The 16,981-nt window shown below is 63.7% G+C and carries 23 protein-coding genes, 1 tRNA gene and 1 pseudogene; 7 read left to right on the forward strand and 18 right to left on the reverse strand.

From position 1 onward, the window contains the following. Nucleotides 1-37: 37 nt before the first annotated feature. From ABFX23_RS09550 to ABFX23_RS09560, 3 genes are all read right to left on the reverse strand, one after another. Nucleotides 38-2,137, reverse strand: coding sequence for a ParB/RepB/Spo0J family partition protein (locus tag ABFX23_RS09550; RefSeq protein ID WP_346032837.1), 2,100 nt, complete (start codon nt 2,135-2,137; stop codon nt 38-40). A 127-nt stretch (nt 2,138-2,264) separates the two neighbouring features. Further along, nucleotides 2,265-3,464 (reverse strand): DUF932 domain-containing protein, encoded by a 1,200-nt coding sequence (locus tag ABFX23_RS09555; RefSeq protein WP_156841773.1) that lies wholly within the window; start codon nt 3,462-3,464, stop codon nt 2,265-2,267. Between the two features lie 317 nt (nt 3,465-3,781). Continuing rightward, a tRNA-Gly gene (locus ABFX23_RS09560) sits at nt 3,782-3,856 on the reverse strand. 196 nt (nt 3,857-4,052) lie between these two features. Between ABFX23_RS09560 and ABFX23_RS09565 the strand changes: the two genes are divergently transcribed. Beyond that, nucleotides 4,053-4,979, forward strand: coding sequence for a tetratricopeptide repeat protein (locus ABFX23_RS09565; protein WP_346033042.1), 927 nt, complete (start codon nt 4,053-4,055; stop codon nt 4,977-4,979). Beyond that, on the forward strand, nt 4,976-5,587 hold the full coding sequence (locus tag ABFX23_RS09570; protein ID WP_346032838.1) for an LON peptidase substrate-binding domain-containing protein: 612 nt from the start codon (nt 4,976-4,978) through the stop codon (nt 5,585-5,587). Before ABFX23_RS09565 ends, ABFX23_RS09570 begins: the two co-directional genes overlap by 4 nt. Nucleotides 5,588-5,778: 191 nt before the next feature. Here ABFX23_RS09570 and ABFX23_RS09575 read toward each other — a convergent pair whose 3' ends face one another. The 5 genes from ABFX23_RS09575 to argB all read right to left on the reverse strand — a co-directional run bounded on the left by ABFX23_RS09575 (nt 5,779) and on the right by argB (nt 8,895). Further along, nucleotides 5,779-6,192: an endonuclease domain-containing protein gene (locus tag ABFX23_RS09575; RefSeq protein ID WP_346032839.1), complete on the reverse strand. Its 414-nt coding sequence runs from the start codon at nt 6,190-6,192 to the stop codon at nt 5,779-5,781. After that, nucleotides 6,189-6,809 (reverse strand): MarC family protein, encoded by a 621-nt coding sequence (locus ABFX23_RS09580; protein ID WP_120077314.1) that lies wholly within the window; start codon nt 6,807-6,809, stop codon nt 6,189-6,191. Before ABFX23_RS09580 ends, ABFX23_RS09575 begins: the two co-directional genes overlap by 4 nt. A gap of 3 nt (nt 6,810-6,812) precedes the next feature. After that, nucleotides 6,813-7,583, reverse strand: a complete 771-nt coding sequence (locus ABFX23_RS09585) for a hypothetical protein (RefSeq protein ID WP_346032840.1) — start codon at nt 7,581-7,583, stop codon at nt 6,813-6,815. 53 nt (nt 7,584-7,636) lie between these two features. After that, nucleotides 7,637-7,915, reverse strand: coding sequence for a YggT family protein (locus ABFX23_RS09590; RefSeq protein WP_346032841.1), 279 nt, complete (start codon nt 7,913-7,915; stop codon nt 7,637-7,639). A gap of 83 nt (nt 7,916-7,998) precedes the next feature. Further along, complete coding sequence (gene argB / locus ABFX23_RS09595; protein WP_346032842.1) at nt 7,999-8,895, reverse strand: acetylglutamate kinase; 897 nt, start codon at nt 8,893-8,895, stop codon at nt 7,999-8,001. A 98-nt stretch (nt 8,896-8,993) separates the two neighbouring features. Between argB and ppk2 the strand changes: the two genes are divergently transcribed. Then, nucleotides 8,994-9,767: a polyphosphate kinase 2 gene (gene ppk2 / locus ABFX23_RS09600; protein WP_346032843.1), complete on the forward strand. Its 774-nt coding sequence runs from the start codon at nt 8,994-8,996 to the stop codon at nt 9,765-9,767. A 97-nt stretch (nt 9,768-9,864) separates the two neighbouring features. Next, complete coding sequence (locus ABFX23_RS09605) at nt 9,865-10,275, forward strand: thermonuclease family protein (protein WP_346032844.1); 411 nt, start codon at nt 9,865-9,867, stop codon at nt 10,273-10,275. A gap of 6 nt (nt 10,276-10,281) precedes the next feature. Here ABFX23_RS09605 and ABFX23_RS09610 read toward each other — a convergent pair whose 3' ends face one another. Further along, nucleotides 10,282-10,560: a hypothetical protein gene (locus ABFX23_RS09610; protein WP_346032845.1), complete on the reverse strand. Its 279-nt coding sequence runs from the start codon at nt 10,558-10,560 to the stop codon at nt 10,282-10,284. A 166-nt stretch (nt 10,561-10,726) separates the two neighbouring features. On the opposite strand from ABFX23_RS09610, the gene ABFX23_RS09615 reads away from it, so the two are divergent. Further along, entirely contained in the window at nt 10,727-10,873 is a 147-nt protein-coding gene (locus ABFX23_RS09615) for a hypothetical protein (RefSeq protein ID WP_346032846.1), read from the forward strand. Between the two features lie 13 nt (nt 10,874-10,886). Here ABFX23_RS09615 and nhaA read toward each other — a convergent pair whose 3' ends face one another. The 7 genes and pseudogenes from nhaA to ABFX23_RS09650 all read right to left on the reverse strand — a co-directional run bounded on the left by nhaA (nt 10,887) and on the right by ABFX23_RS09650 (nt 15,417). After that, complete coding sequence (gene nhaA / locus ABFX23_RS09620; RefSeq protein ID WP_346032847.1) at nt 10,887-12,110, reverse strand: Na+/H+ antiporter NhaA; 1,224 nt, start codon at nt 12,108-12,110, stop codon at nt 10,887-10,889. Between the two features lie 121 nt (nt 12,111-12,231). Next, nucleotides 12,232-12,417 carry a DUF465 domain-containing protein gene (locus ABFX23_RS09625; protein WP_346032848.1) on the reverse strand — a complete coding sequence of 62 codons (186 nt, stop codon included), beginning with the start codon at nt 12,415-12,417 and terminating at the stop codon, nt 12,232-12,234. A gap of 332 nt (nt 12,418-12,749) precedes the next feature. Then, nucleotides 12,750-13,007 carry a hypothetical protein gene (locus ABFX23_RS09630; RefSeq protein ID WP_346032849.1) on the reverse strand — a complete coding sequence of 86 codons (258 nt, stop codon included), beginning with the start codon at nt 13,005-13,007 and terminating at the stop codon, nt 12,750-12,752. A gap of 17 nt (nt 13,008-13,024) precedes the next feature. Continuing rightward, on the reverse strand, nt 13,025-13,297 hold the full coding sequence (locus ABFX23_RS09635; RefSeq protein WP_346032850.1) for an HP1242/YdcH family protein: 273 nt from the start codon (nt 13,295-13,297) through the stop codon (nt 13,025-13,027). A gap of 111 nt (nt 13,298-13,408) precedes the next feature. Beyond that, a pseudogene (locus tag ABFX23_RS09640) lies at nt 13,409-13,939 on the reverse strand (TIR domain-containing protein). After that, nucleotides 13,936-14,346 (reverse strand): hypothetical protein, encoded by a 411-nt coding sequence (locus ABFX23_RS09645; protein ID WP_346032851.1) that lies wholly within the window; start codon nt 14,344-14,346, stop codon nt 13,936-13,938. Before ABFX23_RS09645 ends, ABFX23_RS09640 begins: the two are co-directional and overlap by 4 nt. Before the next feature lie 3 nt (nt 14,347-14,349). Further along, entirely contained in the window at nt 14,350-15,417 is a 1,068-nt protein-coding gene (locus ABFX23_RS09650) for a ribonucleotide-diphosphate reductase subunit beta (RefSeq protein WP_120077324.1), read from the reverse strand. Nucleotides 15,418-15,627: 210 nt separating this feature from the next. Between ABFX23_RS09650 and ABFX23_RS09655 the strand changes: the two genes are divergently transcribed. Beyond that, nucleotides 15,628-15,840, forward strand: coding sequence for a hypothetical protein (locus ABFX23_RS09655; RefSeq protein ID WP_346032852.1), 213 nt, complete (start codon nt 15,628-15,630; stop codon nt 15,838-15,840). Nucleotides 15,841-15,885: 45 nt separating this feature from the next. Then, nucleotides 15,886-16,191, forward strand: coding sequence for a hypothetical protein (locus ABFX23_RS09660; RefSeq protein WP_346032853.1), 306 nt, complete (start codon nt 15,886-15,888; stop codon nt 16,189-16,191). Between the two features lie 4 nt (nt 16,192-16,195). On the opposite strand, the gene ABFX23_RS09665 is transcribed toward ABFX23_RS09660, so the two are convergent. Continuing rightward, nucleotides 16,196-16,504: a hypothetical protein gene (locus ABFX23_RS09665; RefSeq protein ID WP_346032854.1), complete on the reverse strand. Its 309-nt coding sequence runs from the start codon at nt 16,502-16,504 to the stop codon at nt 16,196-16,198. Nucleotides 16,505-16,580: 76 nt separating this feature from the next. Continuing rightward, nucleotides 16,581-16,979, reverse strand: a complete 399-nt coding sequence (locus tag ABFX23_RS09670) for a PepSY domain-containing protein (RefSeq protein ID WP_346032855.1) — start codon at nt 16,977-16,979, stop codon at nt 16,581-16,583. Nucleotides 16,980-16,981: the final 2 nt, after the last annotated feature.

A 16,981-nucleotide genomic window follows, 5' to 3' on the forward strand; every position in this document is an offset into this window, starting at 1 on the left:
CGGACCCTCGAAGTGAGCAGGTCCGGGGAGCGGGAACCTACTCGGCGGTGACAGCGATGGGGGTCTCGCCGTCGACTTGCTCATTGTCGTCGATCGTCTCGTCGTCCGCCATGTACCTTGCGCCGTCTTCTTTCGCCGATTGCGCTTCGCTTTCTGCGTCGGTGGCCGTCTCCTTGCGGGTATCCTCCGACTCGGCATCGACCGGCGCGGTGCGCAGCGGCTCCGGCAGCCAGCCGGTGCCAGCGATCAGCTGCTCGGCGCGTTCAGCCTGGGCGTCCTTCTTCATGCCTTCGAGGCCATCGGCGGCTTCATCGCCCTTCGCCTCACGCACTGCCGCGACGATCCGCGCCTTGGTGACCTTGCCGAGATAGTTCTCGGCGGTGGTCGTCCAGCCCGCATCGGCCACATCGAGACCGATATCGGTCGCCAGCCGTTCGGCATGGGCAAGCGCACGCGGCCTGCGATTATAGGTCTCGATCGTGGCGTTGACTGTCATCGCCACGCAATGCGCGAACAGCGCGTTCCTGAGCTTGACCGGCATGGTCAGGATCGCATCCCACAGCTGCTCGCTGTCGTCGGGCAGCGCGCCTGCAAACGCCTCATGCCGTTCGGTGAGCGCCGTGGCGTAAGGCGTTTCGCCAAGACCCGGCGCTTGCGATCCGAAGAACACGCATTTGGCGTCGAGTTCGAGACAGCTGTCGGGCGCGTAGCTGTAGAACAGCTTAAGCGCCAGAGCGTGCAGGCAGGCGCAGAAGGCCGTGCCGTAGCTGCCGCCGACCGTCAGACGGAGCGCGACCGTGCGATGCGCGGTCAGCTCTGTGACGAGCCGGTCGGGGATCGGGCGCAGCGTGTCATCATCGTCGTCGCTATCCACGGTGCACCCGGTGTCCGGAGTGCGGGATGTGGATGCGGTCGCAGGCGATGTACCGTCGGTCTCGCCGTCATCCGGCTCGACCTTCTCCTCGTCCTCCGGACGCACATAGCCACGATCCACGCGCAACCGCCCGCCATGATCGACGCTGACGAACACGCCCGCGCGAGCGATGTCGTCCTCGTCGTAACGCACGGGCCGGTCGTCGATCGCATCAATGGCGGTCTCGATCTCGCCCAAGCGCTCGTCGACCTCGTCGGGCAGTTCGGGCGCATCGGCATATTCGGCTTCGAGCTGGTCGAGCTCGGCCTGGAGCGCATCGCGCGTCGCCTGCTCCTCCTCGGTCAGCTCCGGCTGCTCGCCCGAAATACGGCGCAGCCCGTAGGTATGGCCGTAAGGAAAATCGAGGCCGACCTCGATCCACTTCCAGCCCTCGGCGCGGATGGCTTCGGATTCCTCGTTGAGCTTCTCGGTGACGAGCATCTCGACGAGCCCGACATCCTCGAGCCAGCCGCCATCGTCGCTCTCGAACAGGTCGCGCATGATGGCGCCGCCTGCTTCGACATAGGCATCGACGCCGACGAACAGCGCGCGCTTGTCCGACGCCCGAACCGAATGCTCGGTCAGCATGCGACGGATCTGGTAGGGCTGGTCGTTGTAGCTGTTCTGGACCGCTTCCCAGACCTGCTGCTGGCGCTCGTGGTCGGGACTGACGGTGAACGCCATCAACTGGTCGAGCGTCATCTCATCGGCGGCAAAGGCGTCGAGCAGGGCTTCGCCGACGCTCGCGAGCTTCAGCCGCTGCTTGACGATATTGGCCGAAACGAAGAACGCCGCGGCGATCTCCTCCTCGCTCATGCCCTCCTCGCGCAGTGCCTGGAAGGCGCGGAACTGGTCGAGCGGATGAAGAGGCGCGCGCTGGATGTTCTCGGCGAGGCTGTCCTCCTCTGCATATCCGCCCTCGCGCACGACGCAGGGCACCGGCGCGGTCTTCGGCAGTCGCTTCTGCTTCACCAGCAGTTCGAGCGCGCGGTAGCGGCGCCCGCCCGCCGGCACCTCGAACATGCCGGTCTCGTTTCCGTCGGCATCGGTAACGGCGCGCACGGTGATGCTCGCGAGCAGCGTACGCCGGGCGATATCCTCGGCGAGCTCCTCGATCGAGACGCCCGCCTTGACGTGGCGGACATTGGCCTGACTCAACACCAACTTGTCGAACGGAATGTCCCGCGAGGGGCTGAGCGCGATGGTCTTGACTGACTTGGTCATGGGTCTTCTCCATGACGGGTCGGCCGGGAGCCTCTCTCCTGCCTTCAAACCCGTCACGAAGCGCAGCGCCGCCCTCTTCCTCTGAAGAGAGCGACGCCGCGTACGGGAATGAAAGGGAGGGGGCGCGCTACGCCGCGACCCGGTCGAGCAGCTTCTTGGCGCGCGTCTCGAGATCGAGCCGCGCGTCCTGCTGGGGTTTGCTCCGTGCGTAAGCGGTGATGCCCTGTACGAAGTCGAACACGGACTCGGGCGGCCGACCTTCCTCAGCGAGGACGGTCTCGACGATCTTCGCTGTCTCCGCCTTGCCGAAGCCGCGCTTGCGCAGGAACTCGGTACGATCGTCGTCATTGCGAGCAACGATGCGTTCGCGGGCCTGCCGAATGCCGTTCAGGAACGGCTGCGGCGAAGAGTCGGCAAACCGGGTCAGCGCTGGCGCCGCCTCATGCGCGAAACGGTTAGCGGCGTATTTAGAATGCCGGATGCTGATCTCCTGAAAGTCCTCAACGCCCCACAGGTTTCGGTTCTGGCAAACGGCGCGCAGGTAGAAGCTGGCGATGCCGAGCGTCTTGGCGCCCACCTCGCTGTTCCAGCAATAGAAGCCGCGGAAGAACAGGTCGGGCGATCCATCGGGCAACTTCCCCGCCTCGATCGGGTTTCTGTCGTCGACGAGGAAGAGGAAGACATCGCGGTCGGACGCATAGAGCGTGGTCGTATCGGACGTGATGTCCACCATCGGATTGTAGACACCGGTCGACCAGTCGAGCACGCCCGGCACTTTCCAACGCGTATCGCCCGTGCCGTTGCCGGCGATGCGCTGCACGGCGGCGACCAGCTCATGATCGTAGATGCGACCATAGTCGGGTCCGGTGACAGCGCGCAGCTCGGTACGGCCATCCTCGGTCTCCAACGTCTTCACCTGCTCGGCGCGGTGATTGGTGAGGCCGTACTGCAGGTTAATCGCTGCAAGCGGTGCGGGAAGCTGGCGCATATACGCCGCCGGCGCGCCGACGAGACTCGCAAGCTGGCCGAAGCTCCAATGGGTCGGCGCCAGCGGCTTGTCCGAATCAGGCAGGACGAGCGCCAGCCGTTCGGGATCGTCGCGGTGGGCTTCAACCCGGATCGCCGCACTCTCCACCGTCCGCGTCCGGCTGCGTTCGGCGCGGCCCTTCACCGCCGCCATCAGCTCGGTCAGCGACAGATAGCGCTGGTCTGCCGGACGACTGAACCACTCGGACGAGACCCGCCCGATCCGCTGGCCGCGGCTCACATCCACCTTGTAGCCGCTGCTCCTGACGGGGCTCGCGTCGAGAACTTGAACTTGCGTCATGACATATCTCCGCGACGGCCCGGCCGGGAGCCTCTCTCCCGACGCTCGAACCGTCACGGCGACAGCCGCAGCCCTCTTACTCTCCAAAGGCGTGAGACGCGACGACTCGGATATGGCGAAAACCTCTGTCACGGGCGTGGATCAAACCGCGCCGTTCCAAACGACCAATTGCCTTCAACGTGAAAAGCGTCGTCGATGACCGTCGCGAGTTCGATTTCGTGTGGGTACGAATTGGATACCAAAAGCCCTCAAACAGGCTCGTATCCAAGATGCGAAGCCGTCAAGGCCTCGCATCTAATTGAAAATATGAGGAAATTTGGAGCGGGCGAAGGGATTCGAACCCTCGACCCCAACCTTGGCAAGGTTGTGCTCTACCCCTGAGCTACGCCCGCTCACTGGCGCCATACCCGGCTCGTGTCCGGGTGGGGAGCGGCGCAGTTAGCAGCGAGTCTCACACCCCGCAAGAGCAAAATTGCAGCGCAATCAGAAACCTTGCACGCCACTCTCTTTGCCCTTCACATTGGGCACACAAACGCCACATTGTGGCATCACACTTTTACGAACAGCAGGAGCAGACACTTGGCAAGCATGGGCCTCAGCATCGAAGAGCAGAAGGCAGTCGAACGATTCCGCAAGGAAGTGGTCGATCCCAGCCAGACCAAGCTGGTCATCCTCGATTTCTGGGCCGAGTGGTGCGGGCCGTGCAAGGCGCTGACCCCGGTGCTGGAAAAGGTCGCCGCGGAATATGCCGACAAGGGCGTGATCCTCGCCAAGATCAACGTCGACAAGCAGAAGTTCATCGCCAGCCAGTTCCAGGTGCAGTCGATCCCCACGGTCTATGCCATATTCCAGGGCCAGCCGGTGGCGGACCTGACCTCTGCGCGCACCGAATCGCAGCTAAAGCAGGCGCTCGACCAGATCCTGCAGCAGGTGCCGGTGCAGGCAGGAGCCGCTGACGGGCAAGGCGGCGAACAGGGCCAGCAGACGCCCGATATCGACCAGCTTGTCGGCATGGGCGAGCAGGTGCTGGCCGATGGCGATGCAGAGCGCGCCGCGTCCGTCTTCATGCAACTGGCGCAGATGGCGCCGGACAAGCCGGAAGTGCAATCGGGCCTGATTCGCGCGCTGGTTGCCGCCGGGCAGACCGAAGCGGCGCAGCAGGCCTACGATGCGCTGCCGCAGGAGATGAAGGACGATGCGCTGGTGCAGCAGGCCTATTCGGCACTCGAACTGGCGGGCACGCAGGTGGACACCGGCGAGCTCGATGACCTGCGCAAGGCGGCGGCTGAACGCCCTGCCGATACCGATGCGCAGATCGCCTTTGCCGAGGCCGCTTTCGCCGCCGGAGAGCGCGACGAGGCCGCCGAAGTGCTGCTGCGCGCCATCCAGGGGGGCGGCGAGGAAGGCAACGCCGAGGCCAAGGAAAAGCTGCTCAAGATGTTCGAGGCCGTGGGAATGGAAGACCCGTGGGTTTTCGCCCAGCGCCGCAAGCTGTCGCTGATCCTGTTCGGATGACGACCAAGCTCTCCATCTTTCCCCTGACCGGCGCGATCCTGTTCCCGCAGCTGCAACTGCCGCTGCACATTTTCGAGCCGCGATACCGCGCCATGGTGGGCGATGCCCTGGCGCGCGACCGGCGGATCGGCATGATCCAGCCGCAGGATTCGATGGAAAGCGCGCCGCTTTACGAAGTCGGCTGCGTGGGCAAGATCGAGGATGTGGAGACGAGCGAGGATGGGCGCTACAACATCGTCCTGACCGGTATCGCCCGCTTCCGCGTGCTGCGCGAACTGGAGGTGACGACGCCGTTCCGGCAGGTCGAGGCCGAACTGATCGAGGAGCCGGCCGAGGAATATCTGACGCTGGGCGAACGCGCGAGTTTCGAGCACGAGGCGCGCAAGTTCGCCGACAGCCAGGGCTATGCCATCGACTGGGATTCGGTCGCCCGGCTGGATGACGTGGCGCTGATCAATGGCGTATCCCAGATCGCCCCGTTCGACGCGGCAGCGAAGCAGGGCCTGCTCGAAGCGCGAAACCTGCGCGAACGCTGCGACCTCTTGGTGCAGTTGATGGAATTCTTCGGCCGGGGCGACCCCGATGACGAGCATGTGACTCTTCAGTAGTTACGACCGCGCCTCCGCGCGGTCATCCTCGACGCTATTCGCTCCGCTTCGCTACGCGGCGCCTGCGGGCGGCCAGTCGACCTTGCGGTCCGCTAGTCGCGGACCGGCGGTTACCAATCCTCGTTATCGTCGCGGTATACGACGCGCGCCGTCTCAAGCGCGACAGGTTCCCCTCCCGCAGGCGGGAGGGGCTAGGGGTGGGCCTTGGCAAGCGCGAGTTCTATCGCCCGGACGACACCCTCGATCTCCCGCATCACCTGTTCATTCGAAAAATGCAAAACGCGATATCCTAGGTCGGCCAAATGCCGATCCCGGATAAGGTCGCGCTCCGGTAGCACATCGTGAGAAAAGCCATCGACCTCTACAATCAGGCGATGTGACCGGCAGAGAAAATCTGCAAAGTAAGGGCCGACGGGCATTTGCCGGGAGAACCTTGCGCCGATCTGGCCGCGTGACAGATAGCGCCATAGGTGCCTTTCGGCAGGTGTTGCTTCTTGGCGAAGTCTCTTCGCACGCTCGGTATTGCGCCGCTTGAACTTGCGCTCCTGCCCACCCCCGGCCCCTCCCGCTTGCGGGAGGGGAGGCCCGGATTTGTCCTCACTCACACGCCGAAACTACCTCGCAGCCCGTCGATCACGTATTGCGCCGCCAGTGCCGCCAGCAGCACGCCCAGCAGGCGGGTGATGACCGCTTCCACGCGTTCGCCAAGCAGCTTTATCAGCGGACCTGCCGCGATCAGGGCGATCATGGTGATCAGCAGCACCGAGACCAGCGCGCCCATCACCACCAGCGACTGCTCCAGTCCCACGGCCTCGTTCATCAGCAGCATGATCGCGGCGATGGCGCCCGGCCCTGCCAGCATGGGCATGGCCATGGGGAAGACGGACACATCCTCCACGTGCTCCCGCGCGGCGCGTTCGGCGCGTTCCTCGCGGCGCTGGGTGCGTTTCTCGAACACCATTTCCCACGCGATCCAGAACAGCATCAGCCCGCCCGCGATGCGGAAGCTGTCGAGTTCGATATGCAGCGCGGAGAGCAGGTCCTGCCCGAACAGGGCGAAAACCAGCAGGATGACGAAGGCAATGACGGAGGCGCGAATCGCCATGATCCGGCGTTCCGCCGGCGTCGCGCCCTTGGTGAGCCCGGCATAGATCGGCGCGCAGCCGGGCGGGTCGATCACCACGAACAGGGTGATGAAGGCAGAGAGGAAAAGCTGTTCCACGGCTTACGCGCCTGCCTGTGAATTGGCCGGCGCCACAAGCCTGACAGCCTCCTGCCACTCGCCATCGCGCAGCCAGTTCACCACGACGGTGCGGGTGCCGTCCGCGCCGTGCAGCCAGGTCCATTCCAGTGTGCCATCGTCCGCGCGCGTGGTGTCTGCAGATGCGCCCGCGGGCACCGGTACGTCGGGCGAGAGCGGGACGGCCTCGGCGCAATCGGCAATGCGGCCCTCCACAGCCGTGAGGCCGGGCACCACGATCGCGCCTTCGGGAATGTCCTGTTCGGGCTCCGGCACAGGCTGCGGATCGTCGGGCACGCCGAGGTCGTATGTAAACTTGTAGCCGTTGTCGCGTTGCAGTTCCCAGATCGAGACATAGCTGCCGACCATACCGCCCGGCTCGATGAAGCGGCCAAAGGTCGCCGCCAGCGTGCCGTCGCAGCTGGACCAGACCGCGTTCGGCCCCCAGGCAACCGCTTCTTCGGGATCGTCTTGATCGGCGAGCCACGGCTGCGCGGGGACAAGTCCGTTCTGCCCGTGGATCACCGCGTCGTCTGCGGCATAGGCGCGGAACGCGGTCCACTGGCCTTCCTCGCGCGCCATCTTGGCAAAGGCGAAGTCGGCGGCGGCGACGCGACCGGGATCGCCCACGCTGCCCTGCCGCTCGAGGAACTGCGTGGCGGCAGACCGCTGCCGATTGATCTGCTGCTCGCGCGCGCTGGTGCACGCGGACAGGGCAACCACGAGGGCCATCGCAATGGTAGCGCGTGAAATCATATTCGCGCCCTGCTCTTGCCCCGACGGTTTGTCAAAGGGTCTGGCCGCCCGGCTTAAATGGCAATGTCGGCGAGGATATATATCACCGCGTTCAGCGCCAGGATCAGCACCAGCGGCGAGAAATCGATCGCACCGGTATCGGGCAGGAAGCGCCGGATCGGCTTGAGCAGCGGATCAAGCAGCGAATTGATCGAGTTATAGACCTGCACGAGGAAATCGTTGCGGGGGCTGATCACGTTGAAGGAGAACAGCAGCCCGATGATGAACTGGATGATCACCAGGAACACGATGGCCTGGGCAATCATCGACAAAATCTGGATCAGGGCGAGCACGAAATTCTCCGCAGTATAAGCGTTTCAGGAAAGTGTATCGTCGAGGTAATACGCGTCAAGCGGCGATCAAGGATACAACGCTCTCAGGCGCTGATCAGCGTGCCCGCGCCGCGGCTGGTGAAGAACTCCAGCAGCATCGCATGGGGCACCCGCCCGTCCAGCACCACGGCCGCCTCGCACCCGCCTTCCACGGCGTGGACGCAGGTTTCCAGCTTGGGGATCATGCCGCCGCTGATGGTGCCATCCTCGCGCATCCGGGAAATGTCGGCGGGCTTCAGGTCGGTCATCAGCTTGCCGTCCTTGTCCAGCACGCCCGCAACGTCCGTCAGCAGGAACAGCCGCGCCGCGCCCAGGGCAGAAGCGATGGCGCCCGCCATGGTATCGGCGTTGATGTTGTAGGTATGGCCCGCATCGTCGGTTGCGATGGGGGCGATGATCGGAATCATGCCCGCCTTGCTGGCGGTTTCGAGGATGGTGGTATCGACCTCTTTCGGTTCGCCCACGAAGCCAAGGTCCACCGCCTGCTCGATCTGGCTGTCCGGGTCCTTCACGGTGCGCTTCACCTTCTCGGCCACCACCATCTTGCCGTCCTTGCCGGAAATGCCGATGGCCTTGCCGCCGGCCTGCGTGATCCAGCCGACCAGTTCTTTGTTGATCGCGCCCGACAGCACCATTTCGGCGACCTTCGCGGTTTCCCTGTCGGTGACGCGCAGACCGTCCACGAACTGGCTTTCCACGCCCAGCTTCTTCAGCATGGCGCCGATCTGCGGGCCGCCGCCGTGCACCACCACGGGGTTTATGCCCACCGCCTTCAGCAGCACGATATCCTCGGCAAAGTCCTGCGCCGCCTCGGGATCGCCCATGGCGTGGCCGCCGTATTTCACCACGAAGCTGCGCCCCGCGTACCGCTGGAAATAGGGCAGCGCCTCTATCAGCGTCTCGGCCTTCGCCAGCATCCTGTCGTTCGTTGTGTCGGTCATGTCGGCGAAACGCTTAGCCGCGTGCGCCTCTCCCGCCAATAGCCGCCTGACCGATACCGACTTGCGGGCAGGGCGGCTTGGTGGAACAACCCGGACCCATGAAACGCAAGGAATACGAAGAGCTGCTGGAGCCGCTGGAACACGAACTCGTCGCCATGGCGCGCTGGGCCAAGGCGACGGGAGAGCGGATCTGCGTGCTGTTCGAGGGGCGCGACACAGCCGGCAAGGGCGGCACGATCAAGGCGATCAGCCAGCGCATCAACCCGCGCCAGTGCCGCGTGGTCGCCCTGCCCAAGCCCAGCGATGTCGAGCGCACGCAGTGGTATTTCCAGCGCTACGTTCCGCACCTGCCCGCTGCGGGCGAGATCGTGCTGTTCGACCGGAGCTGGTACAACCGCGCGGGCGTGGAAAAGGTGATGGGTTTCGCGAGCGATGCACAGGTGGAGAAGTTCCTGCGCGAAGTGCCGACGTTCGAGAAGCTGCTGGTGGACGACGGTATCCGCCTGTTCAAGTACTGGCTCTCCGCCAGCCAGCAATCGCAGGAGGAACGCTTCGCGGAGCGGCTGGAAGACCCGCTGAAACGCTGGAAGCTCTCGCCCATCGACGTGGCGAGCCGCACGAAATTCGCCGAATACTCCGCCGCGCGCGAGGCAATGTTCGTCGCCACGCATACAGAGCACGCGCCGTGGACCGTCGTGGATTACAACGACCAGAAGCACGGTCGCCTGACCCTGATCCGCGACCTGCTGGACCGCCTGCCCGATACCCGCGTGCCGGAGGAAGATCTCGACTGGCCCGAACTCGGGCACGCGCCGCTGGAGGAAGATTTCAAGCTGCTCCAGCCGATTGCGCCCTACCCGCTGGAGGATTGATCCACTGGCCAAGGCTCCGCGCTTCGATGCTGCCTGGCAGCGTCGCCGCCGCTGGCGTGCGGCGTGGCGACGCTGACGCTGGGCCGTCTACGCCGCCGTGCTGCTGGGCCTGTGGGCCGCGGAGCGGCAAGTCGATGTGGGCGCGGGAGAATGGCAGCCGATGGAGCGACAGTTCACCGTCTGCGGCCAAGGCTCGTCATTCGCCTGCGTGGTGGATGGCGACACCCTGCGTCTGGGCGACAGGCGCATCCGCCTGACCGGATACGATGCCCCGGAACTCGATGGCGCATGCGAGGCGGAGCGCCAGCTGGCCCGCGTTGCGCGGGACGAACTGGCCGCTTGGCTCAATCTTGGCGCTTTCGATATGGAGGGCGGCGCAGAGCCACCGCGCGACCAGTACGGCCGCGAATTGCGCGCGATAAGGCGCGGCGGCGAAATGCTGGCCGACACCATGACCGAGCGCGGGCTGGCACGGCGCAGCGAGTTCGCGCGCGACTGGTGTGACTAAGTCACCTTACTCGACGCTGACGGCGTCGCTCTGCGGGTTGAGGTCGCCGGTTTCCTCGCCTTCGGGGATTTCCAGTTCGACTTCGCCTTCTTCGCCGTAGGGTTCTGCCTCGACGGGGTAGTCCTGCAGCGTGTCGTCACGGTCGATCTCGGCCTGCTCAACCGCGGCTTCCATCTGCGCTTCGTCCTCGCCGCGCGTCGGGTTGAGGACGAAGATGATGATCACCACCGCCAGCAGGGCGATCACGAGATACCACAGGTTCTTGTTGCTCTTGGGTTCTTCCATGTCGTTTGTCTCCGCGTGTTACGCAGGTTCAACAAGGCCAGAGGGGGCAATGTTCCGAAATCACGCCGAGGCAGCCTGTGAACGTTTAACGAATTGCGAAGGCTTTGCTGCCACTCTGCTACGCAATTGTCCGGGGGCCGTCCCGGTCGCAGGTCGGGAAGCGGGCATGTCCGCCGAGGAAAACACGCCGGAAGTCTGGGGTCGCCGTTCGGGCGAGGATCGCCGCAAACAGCAGGTGCCAATTGACTTTCTCGATCGCCGCAAGGGCGAACGGCGCAGCGGCAAGGACCGCCGCGCCCATCCCCGCAGCTAAGGCGCATACCTGGCTACGAGGCAGCCTGCGGCTCGGCCTCCACCGGCTCCGGCAGGGTCGCGCGCAGCATCAGGTAGCCTGCCACCGCGGCCACCAGCGAACCCGAGAGCACGCCGATCTTCACCGCGTCCACCTGCACCGGGTCGGCGAAGGCGAGGTTGCCGATGAACAGGCTCATGGTGAAGCCGATGGCGGCGAGCAGCGAGAGCGCGTGAATCTGGCGCCAGCTCACCCCTGCGGGCAGGGTGGCGAACCCGGCTTTCACCGCCGCCCAGGCAAAGCCGACGATGCCCAGTTGCTTGCCGATCACCAGCCCTGCGGCAATGCCCAGCGGCAGCGGCGAGAACAGCGTGTCCAGCCCCACGCCCGAAAGCGAGACACCGGCATTGGCGAAGCCGAAAATCGGGATCACCAGGAATGCGACGTAAGGGTGCAGCGCGTGCTCCATCCGCTCCAGCGGAGCCTCTCCGCCGCGGCCGGTAATCGGCACGCACATGGCGGCGGCGACACCTGCCAGCGTGGCATGGACGCCTGACTTCAGCACGAAGACCCACAGCACCACGCCCAGCAGCACGTAGGGGACGGAGGAGGCCACGCGCCCGCGCCCGAACATCGCCAGTACCGCCAGCGTGACGGCGGCACCGATCAGCATGTTCACGTTCGTTTCTGCGGTATAGAACAGCGCGATGATGGTGATGGCGCCGATATCGTCGATCACCGCGATCGCCAGCAGCAGCGCCTTCAGCGCCACCGGCACGCGCGGGCCGAGCAGGGTGAGGATGCCCAGCGCAAAGGCAATGTCGGTGGCAGCAGGGATGGCCCAGCCGCCGAGGTTCTCCGGCGTGCCCATGTTGATGCCGATGTAGATCGCGGCTGGCAGCGCCATGCCGCCAATGGCCGCCATCAGCGGGAGCGAGGCCTTGTTCCAGCTGTTGAGCTGGCCCACCAGCGCCTCCCGCTTCACTTCCAGGCCGACGAGGAAGAAGAACACCGCCATCAGGCCGTCGTTGATCCACAGCAGCAGGGGCTTGTCGATCACGCCGCTGCCGATGCCCGCCACCACGGGCACGTCCAGCAGGCCGAAATAGCTCGCGGCAAACGGCGAGTTGGCGATCACCAGCGCCAATGCAGCGGCGACGATCAGGGTGATGCCGCCCGCGCTTTCCTGCTGCAGGAAATCGCGCATGGCAGGGGCGATCACTTCCTTGACCGGCTTGGCTATGGCTCTGGCAATCATGTCGGGCTCGTTCTCCGCTACTTGTAAAATAAGGTGCGAGAGGCGGGCAGGGTTCCCCCGCTTCGGGGTGCGGGGGCCGGGTTGAGGAAGGGGTCTGCCCGCCCGCCTCTCGCGAGGTCGCTCAGGTGTTCGGGATGCCCTGGCGGCCTGTGGGGGTGAGTCGGGCAAGCAGGTCGCGCACGCGCAGCTTGCGGCGTTTCAGCGCCATGACCTTGAACTGGTCCGGCGCGCGGCGGTTGATCTCGCGCCGCACGGCTTCGTCCAGCTTCTCGTGAAGCTCTGTGAGTTTGTAGAAACGGGCCGTCATCCTTCGTCTCCTTCGAAAAGAGAGTTGCTAGGATCGGACGGCCGGTATCGTCTTTGCCGGGTGGTTTGTGAGGATTGGGGAAGAGGCCCCGTCAAACACGCACCGGCTGTCCGATGCGGTCCGACATCACGTGCGCCAAATGAGAGCGCGCGCCAGAGGGGCCCGGTCCGCAATGATGATAATGTGTATCATCGCGAAAGGTTTCAAGCAGAATCGGAATTTTTTGGCCGATTTTCGGGCCGGAGGATGTTGCAGGCGGGCCGGAAAGTGCGGTTTCCGGCCCGCCGCCCCCTGTTGTTCGGCAAAGTTTTCGGCCGAGTTGCCCTGCGGCGTTATTCGGTGGCGGCTTCCGCCTGCGCGGCCTCGATCTCTTCCTCGGAGGCGTTGGTCATTTCGACATCGGGAATATCGACAGGGACTGCAGGGTCTTCCGGATCGCGGGTAATCATCTCGCCGCCGGAGAGGACTTCGGCGCCGACTTCGTATTCGACGTCCTCTTCCTCCGCGCCGCCGCAGGCTGCCAGCGCCAGCGCCGCGCCCAGGGCGAGGGTCGCGGGGAGGATGGAGCGAAGGGTTGTGGTGTTACGCATGACGTGTGTCTCCTCGATCAGGCCGCCGCGCCCGGCGCATCGGCGCTGCGGGCACGCTCCACGATTGTCGTGATTTCATCGAGCAAGGCAAGCCGCCGCTTCTTCAGCTCCTCGGCATGATCGTCACTCACGACCTCCGCCTCGCTCTCGTGCCGGTGCACGGCGCGGTTCACCTCGTGATACTCCTCGGCCAGCCGCGCGTAGTGCGCATTTTGCGTCTTCAGCCGCGTGAGCAGGTCTGCGTCACGCTTGAAGATGGCGGTGAGTTCGTTCGGGGTATGCTGCGACATTCGCGTTGGTCCTTCCTGTGGTGTGAGAAGGATTCTAGCGCGAGTGCAGGGAGCGGGCTTTGAGGTGGGTCAAGTTTGTGAGGTGCGAATATGAAGACTGCACTGCGCTTCTCAACGTCCGACGCGGCGCGCTGCTGCCTCTATCCAACTTGATATATTTGTTCGGCCATTATCGTGAAGCCAGCTGTAGACGGGAGCACTGTTGTTGGGGAATGTGAATGGACCGTAGGGTACATACCGGCTCCAATTATCTAGCATACCGTTCGATTGCCGCATGCCCTCCATAGTTATCCCGAGCAAGCCTTTACCTTGCTGAAGCGTCCGATCAATTTCGTACTTCACCCAGCGTCTCTGCAACGTTTAGGATCCTATCAAGACAACTGTTACGGAAGTTCCACTCAGTTGTGCATTTATCCACGCCCGAATTGCTGCATCGCCTCGCCTTTTAATCTCTTCCCACTTGGCCTTATCAAGAAATGGCTGTGCTTCATGCTTTGGCTTGACCACCCAAGAATTTCGGATTTGGCTAACAGACCAAGCATCACGTTCGTAATGGAAGCTGAAAAACACTTTACGCCGCTTGGCGACTTGCGAATACGGCTGAATCAGCAAGCTGGGGGCTCTAGGTACGCCAGACGTCATAGAACTAGCCCAACAAGTACCAAGATAGCAGCAGATCCTAGATAGAAGGCCCAAACAGACCAGCTCTTATAAGCCTTCAGGAAATTGCCCTCACCCGTAGCGGTTACTTCGAAATTAGGGGGCCGATCTAAGGGCTCAACCCTCAGCGTGTCGTAGTGGTTTCGGAAACCTTTCTCTAATGACAAGTACGCGGCATCCAAGATCGAGAAAGCCAGAACGATAGGCAATCCTAGAAACAGAACTTTCGGTTTATCAATCGCACCTGCCAGCGCAATCAGGGCCGCGACAACACCCATGCAGTAGCCTTTGAGATTGGCGCTGTTGGAGCCCATGCGAGTAATCGCGTTCTGGACCAACTCGAGATGCTTCATGCGCATCTCAGGCCAATTCTCTCTGAAGTCAGTCACGGCTCACTCCGCCGCAACGCTCCCGGCACCGCCGCTCGTCTCACCGAACATGTCGGGACCCAGGTCCTCGGCCTCTTCCTCGTTCGCGGCCTTGGCTTTCTGGCGCTTGTCGAAGCTGGACCACACGTCCTGCCAGTTGCCCTTGGTCGCGCCCTTGGAATATTCGGTCGCGCGGGTTTCGAAGAAGTTGGCGTGCTCCACGCCGTTCAGCAGCGGGGCGAGCCAGGGCAGCGGGTGGTCGTCCACCATGTAGATGGCGGGCAGGCCCAGCTGCGACAGGCGCCAGTCGGCGATGTAGCGGATGTACTTCTTGATTTCCTTCGCCGTCATGCCCGTGACCGGACCCTGCTCGAACGCGAGGTCGATGAAGGCATCCTCGAGGCGCACCGTCTTCTGGCACATGTCCATGATGTCTTCCTTCACGGACTTGGTCAGGCAGTCCCGCTCCGCGCAGAAGGCGTGGAACAGGCGGGTGATGCCTTCGCAGTGCAAGCTTTCGTCGCGCACGGACCAGCTGACGATCTGCCCCATGCCCTTCATCTTGTTGAAGCGCGGGAAGTTCATCAGCATGGCGAAGCTGGCGAACAGCTGGAGGCCTTCGGTAAAGCCGCCGAACATGGCCAGCGTGCGGGCAATGTCCTCGTCATTGTCGACGCCGAATTCCTGCAGGTAATCGTGCTTGGCCTTCATCTCCTCGTATTCGAGGAACATGCCGTATTCGCTTTCGGGCATGCCGATGGTGTCGAGCAGGTGGGAATAGGCGGCGATGTGCACCGTTTCCATGTTGCTGAACGCGGCCAGCATCATCTTCACTTCCGTGGGCTTGAACACGCGGCCGTATTTCTCGTGGTAGCAATCCTGCACTTCCACGTCGGCCTGGGTGAAGAAGCGGAAGATCTGCGTGAGCAGGTTGCGCTCGTGCTCCGTCAGGTTCTGCGCCCAGTCGCGGCAGTCCTCGCCCAGGGGAACTTCCTCGGGCATCCAGTGGACCTGCTGCTGGCGCTTCCAGAACTCGTAGGCCCAGGGATATTCAAAGGGCTTGTAGGTCTTGCGGGCTTCGAGCAACGACATCTGGTATCTCCGGGCTAGCGTGCGAGTTACCTACATAGGGAATCATTAACCCGATTCGATAGCAAGAGTGGACTTTGTGTCGTGGATAAATCCGGCACGGCCGTTCATCTTCGCATGCGCCCCGAGGGTGCCACGGGGCGATGAAGCGCGGAACATCGGGGGCGGCGCGCGGGTTGGTTGGATGAAAGCATTTTTCATCAGGAGGCCCCGATGGGCGAATACGAACCCCGCGATTCCCGCAATGTCACGCTGAAGGAAGGCCACGAGCCGGGAGACATCGAACGCACCGGCCCCAAGGAGGACGAGGTCCGCCGCGAGGCGCTGGCCCGCGAAAAGGCCGAGAAGGAGAAAGCGCGCGAGGACGATCGCGACGATCCCTCCCGCCGCTCGCAATACGATCCGGCCGAACGCACCAGCGGCTAGGCCGCCGCTCCCGCCCTCCCCGACAGATACGACGAAGGACCAACGATGAACCAGCAGACAGGAAACGACCGCTACGCAGGCACCCGCCCCCCGCGCGAGAACCAGCCCCCGCAAGCTACGCCAGAGGCCGGTGCAATGGCACAGCAGAAGCAGACCGGCGCGCAGATGGAAAACCAGACGCACCGCGGCGACCGCGACCAGCGCCGCCAGCAGGCCGAACAGCAGTCCGACAAGGGACTTGGTTACGGCGCGCAGGACGGCGAGGAAATGGCCGACGCGCCCGACGTGACCGAGCGCGGATACGGCGGTGCTTCGGAAGAACGCGAGGAAAAGCTGGACAAAAAGGACTGAGGGTTCAGTCCTTGGACTTGCCCACGCGGCGCGACACTTCCAGCATGATGAGAATCGGCGTTGCCCACAGCCATGTGAGCAGCGCCGCTTCGCGCCAGCCGCCGCCATCCTCAGGCAGGCGCATCGAGCAGGCGTAGGCCTGGAACAGGTCGGTCGGCTGGCAGGTGCTGGGCCAGTAGGCGCCCGAATAGAGGTAAAACCCTAGCGCAACCCACGCGATCTGTGAAAGGTACAGCACGAAGTACCGCGACACGCGGATTTCGCCATACCCGTGATGGGTCGGGAAGCGGTTGTTCTGGCGGTGCCCTTTCATAGGCGCGGTTATAAGCTGCAATTGGTTAGCATCGCCTTACCGCGCGCCAACCAATTGCGTGCCGATTATCGGCAGACTATTTCCAGAAAAGACCTTTTTTCAGGCCCTTGGCCTTACGGTTGCGCCACATCTGGTAGTAAACCCACATGCCCGAGACCGTGAAGAACACCAGCGCGAGGCCGGAGAGCATCACGATGATCTCGCCCCAGATGCCGCCTTCGCTGCCCGCGTGGAGGTGGTGGAATAGGCCGAGGTAGGGGCGCAGCGGGTTGTTCGTCGCTTCTGGCGAAGGGGCGATGCAACGCCATCCCTCGGGGCAGACGAAGCCGGGCGGAGGGGCGACGGCAGCGATCTGCTCGGCGGTCGGCTCTCCCGTCGGCCACCACACGACCACGTAATGCAGCAGGCCGGTGATCGCGACCCAGATCATCACGATCGCGAAGAATACCGAAAGCCAGCGGTGCCACCTGCGCATGA

Source organism: Erythrobacter westpacificensis, assembly GCF_039542285.1.
In the GTDB taxonomy this organism is placed as follows: domain Bacteria; phylum Pseudomonadota; class Alphaproteobacteria; order Sphingomonadales; family Sphingomonadaceae; genus Alteraurantiacibacter; species Alteraurantiacibacter westpacificensis.